Origin of the sequence: Enterococcus gallinarum NBRC 100675 (assembly GCF_001544275.1) — a bacterium.
GTDB classification, from domain to species: domain Bacteria; phylum Bacillota; class Bacilli; order Lactobacillales; family Enterococcaceae; genus Enterococcus_D; species Enterococcus_D gallinarum.
Map to the genome: position 1 here is coordinate 1 of NZ_BCQE01000026.1, position 12457 is coordinate 12457.

Below are 12457 nucleotides of genomic sequence, written 5' to 3' on the forward strand. Positions count from 1 at the left end.
CGAAAGTGTTTATTCAACAACTTCCTGTGCGTCATCAGCGACTCCATTAGAATAACAAATGAATTGTTATTTGTCAACAACTTTTTTCAATCTTTTTTGTTGCTGCATCAGCATCAAATTGATTTCTTAAATTTGCGACTTCGTTATAATATCATCTGTTTCTGTTTTGGTCAAGCCCTTTTTCCAAAAAGTTTTTTTGAAAGGTTTTGACTGTCGGCGTGTTTTGCCAACGTTCACTACTTTATCATTAAGCGTATGAAAGAGCAAGTGTTTTTCTGAAATACTTTCAATTATTTTTGAAAAAGAAAAACTGCCTAAAATAGGCAGTTTAATCAATGTCCCGAGTCCGAAAACGAATCTGATCGTTTTCATCACGTCTCAAGACTGTTTCTTCTTTCAAATAACTAAAGGATCTCTCCTTGAGCTCAGGATTTTCCAACATTTCTTCATATCCTGTGAATATGTCTTGGATATACTTTTTATAGGCTTTTTTCTTTTTGATACGTTTTTTCATTCGGCACCGTCCTTTACGTGCTCTATCTTAGCAATTGTGGCAGAAGTTGACAACCGAATTTTTACGATTCGCTAGAGTTTTTGGTCGAAATTTTATTTTGGGGCAATATAACTGACACTTTGCGAATAAGCAAGCTCATTGGGAATGATTCGATAAGAAATCGTTTTGCCATCAATAACGTTGCCCTCTGATATTAAAATGCCATCTTTGCCAACCGCTTCCACAAAGGCGACATGTCCATATTGTGTGCTAGAGCCAGCAGTGCCTGGGCTAAAACTGATCAGATAGCCTGCTTTTGGAGTAGCCGCCGTTTTATAGCCTAAACGTTTTGCGGTTGCTCCCCATTCTCCACCATTCCCCATGTATTCATCCACACTGCCGCCCAATTGCTTGACCCGATTGTAAGCATACCAAGTACATTGTCCGACTGGATAAGAACCTGAGGTATTATAATTTACACCGTTATAATCAGGAAACACCAACAGCTGCCGATACTCTTTGGGAATCGCTTCTTTTGATTGCAGGACAACGCCGCTGCCAGCTTTGGCTTCATCATATTTCGTTAATTCATAGACAGCAATCAATGAATTCAGTTTATTGTTGTAGCTCGTATCCGTTGCATAACGCCCCGTTAAATATTCAGTCGCTTGCAGGTAGTTTTTTGCTTCAGAACGCCAAACCTTTTTGTAAAAATCAGCATTCCCACTAATTCCTGTCCGCAGTAAATGAACGTAATCCTTTAACGACTCCTTGTATCCTGTATAGGCACGAAAAGCAGCTTGGATCGTATAAAATTCTCCGGCCCCATTATCCTCAGCTGTCATCATAGAAACGGAACGACTACCGGAAGTTCCTTTGATTCCAAACAAATTATAATACGGGGGAGAAGCAAGGCCACTCTGACCAGATCCGCTTTCCAAAATTGCCTGTGCAATCATAACCGACGCATACACACCATAAGTTAAGCCTAGTTCCCGAGCATCTTCTGCAATTGCCGCAACAAATGCTTCTGTTTGCGGATTCTTGCGAAAATCATAGCTAGCCGCATACTTAGCGATTAGTGATTGTCCATGAGGTGTTACTTTTTGCGAGTCAGAAAAATGAACCACTACATCTGGTTTGTTTACCTGATCTTCTTGGATCAATTGTTTTGTTTCCGCAGTACTATTCTGTTTATCAGTAATAGTATAAATGCGTACGCCATTGTTTTCTGTCGCCGCTTTTTCTTCCTTGACTATTTGTTCCGCTTGGGGTTGATCTGCCATGATCAGTTTATCCTGTCCAAGGTAAATTGCTGCTTTGACTAATTGCTGACCGTCTTTCCAAAACAAAAGATCTCCAGGTACGGCTTTTTCAAGTGATGTTTGCTTTCCTACCCGGCTGAGCTGATCATAAGTTTCGATCCCTTTTATATCAAAAACGCCACGATAAACAGCAATAGGCAACGAAAGATTATTAAATCCAGTACCCTGCGCATCTTTTTCATATGGTTTGCCTAGTTGATTCAGCGCTTCTGAAATCAGCGCTGCGGATCGTTCATTTGCTAACTGATTCAACAACGGCAAGATATAGCCATTCAAATTAGAATCAGTTGGGGTGGTAACCAATTTATCTGATAAATCAACTGTCTGGGAAGAATCTGCTATAGGCTGATTGGATGGCGGCAATTGGCTGACTGAAGAACCTGTGTCGAATGTCTTTGGTTCCGAAGAACTTTGGGTGGAATTTGCTGTCGTATCATTTGGCTTTGATGAATGACTGGTTCCTGATGGCCTTTCGGTAGTAGAAGACATACTAGGCGTTGTAGAATCCTTAGTTGAATCCGTTGTCGACGCACTGCTACTTGAGGAAGATGTCTCACTTTCAGACGTACTTGTACTTTCACTTGTTTCCTCAGTCGTTTCACTAGAAGACGATGGTTCAGTAGAATGACTTTCATCAATGGATTCTTCTGTTTCCATACTTTGACTGCTTGATGTCGTTTCGAAAGAATCGGCCGTTCGGTCTTCAGATGGTTCTGAGGATTCATTTGATTCGGCTGAGATTGATGAGCCTGAATCGACTATTGCTGATTCTGCGTTATTCTCTAAGACAGTCAATGCTTCAACCGCAGGCACCCCTTGTCCAAGGGTGATCAATAGAGCCGCTAGCATTGCCAACGCCTTACGCATACTTTTTCTTTTTTTCATTGGATTCTCCTCCATTGTTTACTCAAATCAACTTTACCATATGCACAATATTAAAATAAAGTGATAACTCTCTATTTTTATACATTTAATTAATTTCGTCTATTCGGAATAAAAATAAACAAAAAGATAGCAAGCCCTGCATAATAAAGCTACGCAAAACTTGCTATCTTTCTTTCCGTCATGATCAATCTTTCAAAAAACATCTTATTTATGAGCTAAACACGCTGCCCAAATTCGACCTGAACCCGCTAAGGAAATTAAGGAATTAGTATGGCTCAGCCATTCCGCTTATGGTCTGGCAATTACAGCAGATATTACTATATTCACCCAATCAATTAGATTAATTTCTGATAGGCCAGTCGTTCACCGTGTGGAATAGGGAAAATAACTTGCCCACGATATTGATAACCACAGGTTTCTATCACTTTCTGCATTCCAATATTTGCTTGATAGGTATCAATCCGTAAATCATGGATCCCATTTGCTACCGCTTCTTCCTCTAGCGCTTTTAGTAAATGTGCACTCAATTGTTTGCCTCTAAAATGGTCACTGACTACGACACGATGGATTGATGCATAAGGCCCATCCCCTGACCAACTACCTTCGATTATCGCAGTATAAACGGGATCGACCCCTTTGACTAAAGCGGCAGAAGCAGCAATTTGATCGTCATATAACAAGAGATAACTTTCTTGTTTATTGATATCTTCTTTGATTTTTTCACGAGTGGGACCATAGCCATTTTGCCATTGAGGTGAGCCTTGTTTTTTTAAGGATTGTATGCCCATCTCAAAGAGAGCCATCATTTCCGGCAAATCAGAGAGCGTCGCTTTTCTAAACTGGATCATGCCATTCCTCCTTCAGCAGCAATTTGCTAATCGGCTACAATGAGCGAAGTTTACCGCGGAATTCATCGATCGATGTGTAGCCTTTGGCAGTCATAATTTCTGTCAATTCTTTTTTCAGACGGGCAAAAATCGCTGGTCCCTCTTTTTGTAATTCCGTTCCGATTTGTAACATCGTCGCTCCGCATAACAAATGCTCAAATGCATCTTGTCCAGAACGAATGCCGCCAGTTCCGATTACATTGATTTCTGGTTTTAGTCGGGTCGCGAAAGCCCGAACATTGGCGAGTGCTGTTGGTTTGACATACTCGCCACCGATACCGCCAAAGCCTTCTTTAGGCTTGATCACTACTGCTTCTGTTTCTGGGTCTATATATAGACCATTACCAATACTATTGATAGAATTGATGTATGTTAAAGAGAATTTATTCAAAATTTCAGCCATTTGATCAAAGTGCGCCAGGTCAAAATAAGGCGGTAATTTCACGCCTAAAGGCTTCGTGAAGAAACTAAAAACTTGCTCTAAAATTTGTTCTGTCAATGGAAAATCATAAGCAACTTGTGGCTTTCCTGGGACATTCGGGCAAGAAAGATTCAACTCTGTGATACCACGAAAGTTGCTAGCTTCAATCTTTCTTAGAAGTTCAATATTTTCTTCAACACTCATGCCTGCAACAGAAAAGAAGAAAGGTGCTTCAGGAGCGATTGCTTCTTGTTTCTCTAAAGCAAAATTCAAATAATAGTCTAAGCCTTTATTTGGTAATCCCATTGAATTGATACTTCCTAAAGCGAGATCCACATATCTCGGTTCGGGATTTCCTTCTCGCGGTGCTAAAGTGGCACTTTTTGTAACAAAAGAACCGGCTTCTGATGCTGCAAGTTCCTCCAAATCCGTAGTGGTCATACAGTGAACGCCGGAAGCATTCATAAAGGGATTGTCGTAGGTGAATTCACCAAATTTAGTCGTTAACATTGTTCGTCTCCTTTCTTCATTGAAAATAGTTTACCTTTCTAGTTTACAAAATGCAATTGCCGTTTTAGGTTTCGTCATTATTTTATTTGTAGCAATTCTCTATTCGCTGAGATCCTTGAAAAAAAGACAATCAGTCTTCATCAAATTACCGATCAAAATTCTTTTACAATTTAGGTACGTACCCTCTTTTAGAGCCGCTCGATCAATTCTCTTTGCATTTTTCCTAGTGTGACTATTTTCTTTAGTATGCGAAAACGCCATTTTTTATTTTGGACTGTAAAACGCCAAACAACGTCTAACCCATTGAACCCTTGACTTAATTGCTCATTGACTAGATCTTTTCTGGCGTAAGCCATGTGATCAATGACTTTTGTTTGAAAAAAGTTCAAAAATAAAATGATTACTTGGCGATCATTCACAAGTAAAATCGTTTTGCTGCTTATACTTTCTATACTTTGTGATTCGGCAAAACCAATACTCATATCTCCTTCATTATAGGGAGCCGCTAGGCGAGAGAGTTTTTTCTTTGTTAATAGCATAGGCCGGATTCCTTTTCTTTAGTTATCGATCATTATTTTATCATTTTTTACAAAAATGGTCTCTGAAACGACAAGCAGTCGTCGCACGAAAATCGTTCATTTCGCTAAATTCAGACTCACTTTTCTTTTACTATAAAGCTTCCTGTTTAACAGGGGTATGGGGTCGCGTTTCCTTATTGAAAATGCAACAGATACTAATAAAAAATTGTTTAACTAAAAAACTCCTTTATTAACTTATCTTAAAAGTTAATAAAAGAGTTCCAAAATTTCTACGGATTATTTAGAGAATGAAATGTACTTATACATCCATACTATTTCAAACGACTTACGAAACTAACAGCCGCTGCATTGGAATCAGCAAATCCCCTAGCGAATCCCCAAAGCAATCCGTGCATAACGGCTCATTTTATCGGTCGTCCAAGCGGGATACCAGACTAATTTTACTTCTGGATTTTTGACTTCTGGAATGTCGCTTAATGCTTCATGAATTTGTTCGGTCAAAACGTCGGCTAATGGGCAACCCATAGTGGTCAATGTCATTTTAATAACTGTATCGCCTGTTTCCCCGTCAAATTCGATTTCATATATTAAACCAAGATTGACAATGTCAATCCCTAATTCTGGGTCAATAACTGTTTCTAACGCTGCTAAGACACGTTCTTTGATTGCTTCGCTTTCTGCTTCAGTATAAGGCATAGTCGAAACCTCCTTTGATGATCTGTTCAAATCATAACTTGTTTTAATCCCTTTGTAAATGGCACTTTCGCTTTCGTTTTCCTTAGGGACGATTCTTTTTGTTAACTTTCAATTCTGGAAAGACTCCGGTTGTTTTGAATGTACGCTGTTCATCGTCTGTTGCAAAACGTCCTGTGATCGATTGAGTGGGAACAAAGTTGATAAATGCATTCTCATCCGCTTCTAAAACAGCTTGTTCCAAATCATAGATTTCATAACGAGTAACTACCATCATAATCATATTTCCAGGAACACCAGAATATCCTCCTACAGATGGCAACAATGTCATACCGCGAAACACATGTTTCGAAATATTCTTGCCGACAGATTCCGCTTTGGTGGTGATGATCAATGCCGTAACTTTTTGATGGCTTGTATGAAGCATATCCACCACATAACTCATAGCAAAAATGGAAATGATCGTGTACAAGGCGCTCTCCCATGAGAAAATAAACCCTGATAGCATAACAATGATGCCATTAAGCATAAACATATATTTGCCGACAGTCTTACCTGTCGTTTTTGATAAGATCAATGAGAGGATGTCCATTCCTCCCGTTGTGAAACCCATTTTTAACGAATAAGCGACTCCAACACCAAGTAATACGCCGCCAATCAACGAATTCACGAGGATATTGTTTGTGATTTCTCCTTGAGGCAAAATCATCGTTATTAAAGAGACCACTACAACGTTAATAAAACTCATCCAAGTGGAAGCTTTGCCTAGTTTGATAAAGCCTAAAATAAAGATTGGCACATTCAAAAGCAAAATAAAGAGACCGGTACTAAGATGCAAGCCGAATTGTTCCCACCCGACTGCTACGATCAACTGGGCAACACCATTCATCCCTGCAGAAAGTACTTTTGCAGGAATCAAAAAGAAATTCAACGCGATCGCTGCAGTCAATCCTGACAACAAAATAACCCCGATTTTTTTCAGTCTTTCCGACTGCTGATGTTTCGTCCATAATTTACTCACAATGCCATTTCTCCTTCACAAAAAATCTCCTTCCAAAGAATAGCAGTTTGTGTCTAAAATTGAAACTATTATTTGCAAAAATTTAGTTTCTCTCCCCTCTTTTTTCTGACTCATGGTAAAATCAAAGAAAAATAGAAAGGATGATCTTTGTGGCAAAAGAAGCAAGTTTCGATGTTGTATCTGAAATCAATACAGAAGAAGTAAAAAATGCCATCCAACTAGCAGAAAAAGAATTAAAGAATCGATTTGACTTTAAAGGTTCGACAGTTGAAATTAAAATGGATGGCAATAAATTAACAATCGTGGGAGACGATGAATTCAAACTTGAACAAATCAAAGATGTGTTAAGCAGCAAACTCATCAAACGAAGTGTTCCGACAAAAAATATCCAATTCTCACAGACTGAACATGCACTTGGCGCCAAAGCCCGTCAGACTGCAGAATTGATCAACGGCATTGATAAAGAACAGGCGAAAAAAATTACGACCGCCATCAAAAATGCAAAATTGAAAGTTAAAACGCAGATTCAAGACAATCAGATTCGTGTCACTGGTAAAAGCCGTGACGATTTACAAGAAGTCATCCAGCTGCTGCGCAAGCTTGAATTACCGATCGATTTACAATTCACAAATTATCGTTGACTTCTCTCTGTACCGATCGCAAACCGCATGTACGGTCTACGATCGGTGCTGAGAGTCTTTTTGTTTTTGCCAGAAATGGTCCATTGCTTTGCTAAGCTGCTCTGGTCGAAAGCAGGTTTGGGCGTGTTGCCAATGCAATGGAAACAGTTGCTGGTAAGCCGTTGTATGAAAACGCTGATCCAGCAACAGGATCACGCCTTGATCCGTAGAATCACGAATGACACGTCCCGCTGCTTGCAGAACTTTGTTCATTCCAGGCAGCCGATAGGCATAGGCAAAACCAGCATGTTTTTTTTCTTCATAATAGTCCCGAATCAGTTCTTGTTCGTGATTGATTTGCGGCAATCCGACACCAACAATCGCCGTTCCGATCAGACGAGTTCCCTTCAAGTCGATGCCTTCCGAAAAAATTCCGCCCAATACGCAAAATCCTATCAACGAAGTTTTTTCTTCAGCGTCCGCCGTGTCGTATTTGAATTCCGCTAAAAAATTTTCTCGTTCCGTTTCATTCATAGCTGTATCCTGTACGAGCATCTTAATAGTCGGATACGCGTGATGAAATGCTTCTGCTACTTCGTCCAAATACTGGTAAGAAGGAAAGAAAACCATATAATTGCCTGACTTTGCGTGAACCATTCGATAAAGGGCATCTACGATCGCTGGCAGACTGGCTGTCCGTTGCCGGTAAGTCGTCTGGATGTAATTTGCGATCAGGATTTTTTGATTTGCAGGATCAAATGGACTTGGCAGTCGATAGCGTAATGCTTTTTCTCCGCCTCCCAGCACTTCCTGGTAATAATCAAGAGGCGTGAAACTGGCTGAAAACAACAAGCTGGCTTTTCCTTTGTCTAACACTTGCTGTAGAAAAGGAGCCGGTTCAATGCAAAATTGACGAAGAGTCAGCTCATATCGAGTGACCTCTACTGTTGTTTCATAATGATCGTCATAGAATTCAGCAATTTTCAAAAAGTGATTCACTTCAAAATAACTTTGCAGCACCGCTTCCTGAGCCGTATGTTCAGGGTTAGCTGGCAGCCATTCTTTCATAAGCTCAGCTAGCTTTGCTAATTGCTTGTTCATCGTTTCATGGGGTTCTTTTTGATGATGGTACTCCCAATGATCCGTCTCAGCGATTTTTTCAATCGCAGAGAATTCTTTCTCCACTTTATTCAATGCTCGACGAAGCTTTTGTTGATCCATTGGCAATTGCTTTCTAAGATCTTTAAACGTGCTGCGACGAATCTCTGCTGAATACATCTCTTTTGAACGATTGACGAGATTATGGGCTTCATCGATCAAGAAAAAGTAATCTTCTTCTGGTTCCTCAAAAAAGCGTCGGAGATAAACAGTCGGGTCAAACAGATAGTTATAATCACCAATAATGACATCACAAAACACACTGACATCCAGCGAAAGTTCGAAGGGACAGACGGTATGCTTTTTTCCATACGTTTCAATCACTTCTCGTGTGATTTGATTTTCATGATGAAGCAGATCCCATAGCGCTTCATTGATTCGGTTATAATAGCCATTCGCATATGGGCAATGTTCCGGCGTACAATTCCGTTCATCTAAAAAGCAAATCTTATCCTTGGCAGTGAGGGTCACACTTTTTGTTTCACTGCCGTTATCCGCCAACTTGATTAAAGCATCTTCAGCTACTTGGCGAGTGATCGTTTTTGCCGTCAAATAAAACAAACGATCGCCATCCCCTTCTCCTAATACTTTTAGTGCAGGAAAAAGAGTCGATATGGTTTTTCCAGTACCTGTTGGCGCTTCAGCAAACAATCGCTTGCCGTTTTTTAACGTCTTATAAGCGGCAGCAGCCAATTCCCGTTGCCCTTTTCGATACGTTTCGAAAGGAAATTTTAACAGTTGTAGTGAAGTATTTCTAACACGGCGCCAATTTTCCTGAAAAACCAGCCATTTATGATATTCATTGATCAAGTGGGTATAAAATTCAGTAAGTTCTTCCACTGTAAAATGGCGACGGACGCGGGTGATCAGCTGCTCCGTCGTCTGGTAATAGGTTAGTTGGACTTCAATTTCCGTCAACTTTTCTTCTTGAAGGTAAATATAAGCATAAACCATCCCTTGAGCAAAAAATAAATCGATTTGATCCTCAGGAAGATCTTCAAAGTAGGGTTCTGACGTCTTGATCTCATCGATTACCCAACATTGTTTCTCTTCGTCATAGAATAAGCCGTCTGCACGTCCTTCGATAGTCAACTTATCCTTTTCGATCTCGCTTTCTATTTTGAAGAAGACTTCCTTTTGATAGACATCGCCGGCTTCTTTTTGCAATCGTCGATGGATACGAGCGCCTTCTTGAGCAGTATGGTTACTGACTTTGCGGCTATCGATATCGCCACGGCGCAAAATAAATTCAACGATTTTTCGGACAGCAATTTTTCCTTTATACACGTGATCACCTTCTCGGAGCTATTATATCGGAAGCTTCACTGATTTTAAAGCGAACAAAAAAAGCCTGCAGGATTTGCAGTCTTTTTCACATTTTCTTAAAAAATGCCTACAATGGTTACAGCATATCAAAAACAACCTCTCTTCTTGCCTAATGATGTGTTTTAATTCTTGGCATCATCGCAATCGAAAGTTGTCTCAATCGACTTGTCACTTTCTTGTGGCATCTATTTCTCTTAAACTTCTCATACTGTTCTGATTTTCAGGCATTTCTCATTAGTATCCGTCACTGATCCACTTGAACTTCATAGCGCACATTGTTCTCATCGTAGGCACGATTGGTTGCTTCATCATACTGAAATTTTAATTCCAACCCATGGGCTCGTAAAAATAAATATTTTCCATCGATGGAAAACGAAGCCCCATGTAAGGTCGTCTCGTAGATTTCAAAGGGATCATCTTTTAAGCGAAGATTCGCGGAAGCAAAATTTTTTTCAAAGTCTGCTTGGATCGTTTCATTTCTTTTTTTGAGTGCCGAACCACTCAACGTTTCATCACTGCTACTTTCTGTCATAGGCAAGTATTGTTTGACGATGGTCAATTCTTCTCCTTGCAGATCATAGACACCTTGGCTTTGCGGAAATTGACTGCTTTCTTCTTGAATCAGCATCAAGTCGACATTCTCGGCATTTGTGGAGCTGAGCTTGGTCGCAGTAGCTGTCGTAGGTTCGCTCGTTTTGATTGCTTGATTTTCTTGCCCACAGCTTGCGAGTAACAAGCTGCAAAAGAATGAGCATAAAACTAGACATACTTTCTTATTCATGTTACCGCCTCCACTATTTCCATAATTAAGGTTTTTTAAATTAATTACAGTATAACAGTGTATTTTTTTTACGGAGGTTTCTTAGAAAATTTTTCGGGATAGTTTTTTAAAAACGACCCTATTTTTAATCAAACTGCCGTTTTTTGCAGATTTTTTTAATCTCATTTTCTCTTTGGTTTCTTCCACCAGCGCAAGAAGAGCCATTTTACGCTCTTTTGCTTTTTCCTAAATAAAGAGCAAAACTGTGAATCTTTAAAAAGCTTTTTTTGTTTCCTTGAATACTTTAGGCTATACTAAAAGAAGAAACAGAGGAGGTTAAAATATGAAAATCATTGGCTTAGTCACCGGCCCTGTTCAAGAGAATTGTTACTTGGTTTGGCAAGATGGGCATTTATTAATCATTGATCCGGGAGCAGAGGCTGAACGAATCATTGCTGAAATCGAAAAAACAGAAGCAAAGCCTAGTGCAATCTTATTGACCCATACTCATTATGACCATATCGGTGCAGTGGATCACTTAAGAGACTATTACAGTATCCCAGTTTATGTCAGTCCATTAGAACAAGATTGGTTAGGAGATCCTCTAAAAAATCTTTCTGGTCGCCATCCTGACTTAGGCGGTATTACTGCACGTCCTGCAGAGCATGAATTGGCGTTAAAAGATTATCAAATTGACGGCATCTCTTTTCGCGTTGTGGCAACTCCGGGACATTCCATTGGGAGTGTCAGCTTTATTTTTGATGATTTTGTCGTTTCAGGAGATGCCCTTTTTAAAGGCAGTATTGGACGTACGGATCTACCAACTGGTAATTTGGAACAATTATTAACGAGTATCCAATCTGAGTTGTTTATTCTGCCCAACCAATTAACTGTTTATCCAGGGCATGGTGAGCCAACGACGATTGAAAACGAAAAACGGACAAATCCATTTTTTAGATAAATGTAAAAGGAGGAAACGATATGGCAAGAACAGAATTATATGTCGTGCGACACGGTAAGACAATGTTCAATACATTACAGCGCGTTCAGGGATGGTGTGATACTCCATTGACCCGCACAGGTGAACAAGGAATCCATTATCTTGGGCTTGGTCTCCGGGAGATCGATTTTGTGGAAGCAGTATCCAGTGATAGTGGTCGTGCTATCGAAACCATGCGCTTGATCTTGGGCGAGCATTTACGTGGGCCTCAGATTCCTTATCATATTGATAAACGAATCAGAGAATGGTGTTTTGGGTCTTTAGAAGGGGCTTATGATGCAGAAATGTGGGGCGTCATTCCTCGTGTGTTGGATTTCCCTGATTATGACAATATGATTGCTAGCCATGTCAGCTTTGAGGCTGTTGCCAATGCGATTCATCGTGCGGACACAGCGAATTGGGCCGAATCCTTCGATGAATTGACTGAACGGGTCAAAACCGGCTTTGAAGACATCGCGTATCGGGTTGAGAAAAAAGGCGGCGGCAATGCGTTAGTTGTGTCCCATGGTCTAACGATCGCCTTCTTGCTGCATTTGATCAATAACGAAAACAACGTGCGTATGGACATCGATAATGGTTCGGTTACCCGACTGATTTATGAAAATGGTGAATTCACAATTGCGGAAGTGGGCAACACTGAATATATCAAGAAAGGACTTGCCCTTTCACAAGATCTCCTCGCTTGATTTTCTTGCAATAATGAATCAACAAAAGTTAGAGTAGTTTTTTGCTGAAAAGATCCTCGGCTTGACGATTTTTTCAGCAAGAAAAACTGCTCTTTTTTAGGAAGTGTTTGGTATTTTTTCCTAGAACAGGTAT

Annotated in this window: 12 protein-coding genes; 3 read left to right on the forward strand and 9 right to left on the reverse strand. The window is 40.1% G+C overall.

Annotation, left to right across the window (positions count from 1 at the left end; translation table 11 throughout):
• Positions 1-328: 328 nt before the first annotated feature.
• From EG2_RS13675 to EG2_RS13705, 7 genes are all read right to left on the reverse strand, one after another.
• Entirely contained in the window at positions 329-514 is a 186-nt protein-coding gene (locus EG2_RS13675; protein ID WP_003127300.1) for a hypothetical protein, read from the reverse strand.
• Positions 515-606: 92 nt separating this feature from the next.
• The gene (locus tag EG2_RS13680) at positions 607-2703 is read right to left on the reverse strand and encodes a glucosaminidase domain-containing protein (protein WP_060815113.1); all 2097 of its coding nucleotides are present in this window, start codon (positions 2701-2703) and stop codon (positions 607-609) included.
• Positions 2704-3038: 335 nt separating this feature from the next.
• Positions 3039-3551: a GNAT family N-acetyltransferase gene (locus EG2_RS13685; RefSeq protein WP_082709569.1), complete on the reverse strand. Its 513-nt coding sequence runs from the start codon at positions 3549-3551 to the stop codon at positions 3039-3041.
• A 34-nt stretch (positions 3552-3585) separates the two neighbouring features.
• The gene (locus EG2_RS13690) at positions 3586-4521 is read right to left on the reverse strand and encodes a dihydroorotate oxidase (protein ID WP_060815114.1); all 936 of its coding nucleotides are present in this window, start codon (positions 4519-4521) and stop codon (positions 3586-3588) included.
• A 188-nt stretch (positions 4522-4709) separates the two neighbouring features.
• Positions 4710-5060 carry a hypothetical protein gene (locus EG2_RS13695; RefSeq protein ID WP_060815115.1) on the reverse strand — a complete coding sequence of 117 codons (351 nt, stop codon included), beginning with the start codon at positions 5058-5060 and terminating at the stop codon, positions 4710-4712.
• Between the two features lie 366 nt (positions 5061-5426).
• The gene (locus EG2_RS13700) at positions 5427-5756 is read right to left on the reverse strand and encodes a metal-sulfur cluster assembly factor (protein WP_005472593.1); all 330 of its coding nucleotides are present in this window, start codon (positions 5754-5756) and stop codon (positions 5427-5429) included.
• Between the two features lie 82 nt (positions 5757-5838).
• Positions 5839-6774, reverse strand: a complete 936-nt coding sequence (locus tag EG2_RS13705; RefSeq protein ID WP_003127293.1) for a YitT family protein — start codon at positions 6772-6774, stop codon at positions 5839-5841.
• Between the two features lie 149 nt (positions 6775-6923).
• On the opposite strand from EG2_RS13705, the gene EG2_RS13710 reads away from it, so the two are divergent.
• Complete coding sequence (locus EG2_RS13710) at positions 6924-7415, forward strand: YajQ family cyclic di-GMP-binding protein (protein ID WP_003127292.1); 492 nt, start codon at positions 6924-6926, stop codon at positions 7413-7415.
• Positions 7416-7451: 36 nt separating this feature from the next.
• Here EG2_RS13710 and EG2_RS13715 read toward each other — a convergent pair whose 3' ends face one another.
• Both EG2_RS13715 and EG2_RS13720 read right to left on the reverse strand, forming a co-directional pair.
• Positions 7452-9839: an ATP-dependent DNA helicase gene (locus EG2_RS13715; RefSeq protein ID WP_060815116.1), complete on the reverse strand. Its 2388-nt coding sequence runs from the start codon at positions 9837-9839 to the stop codon at positions 7452-7454.
• A gap of 283 nt (positions 9840-10122) precedes the next feature.
• Positions 10123-10659, reverse strand: coding sequence for a hypothetical protein (locus EG2_RS13720; RefSeq protein WP_003127290.1), 537 nt, complete (start codon positions 10657-10659; stop codon positions 10123-10125).
• A gap of 322 nt (positions 10660-10981) precedes the next feature.
• Between EG2_RS13720 and EG2_RS13725 the strand changes: the two genes are divergently transcribed.
• Together EG2_RS13725 and EG2_RS13730 are read left to right on the forward strand one after the other, a co-directional pair.
• Positions 10982-11599, forward strand: a complete 618-nt coding sequence (locus tag EG2_RS13725; RefSeq protein WP_003127289.1) for an MBL fold metallo-hydrolase — start codon at positions 10982-10984, stop codon at positions 11597-11599.
• Positions 11600-11619: 20 nt separating this feature from the next.
• Positions 11620-12324, forward strand: a complete 705-nt coding sequence (locus EG2_RS13730) for a histidine phosphatase family protein (RefSeq protein WP_005472589.1) — start codon at positions 11620-11622, stop codon at positions 12322-12324.
• Positions 12325-12457 lie beyond the last annotated feature (133 nt).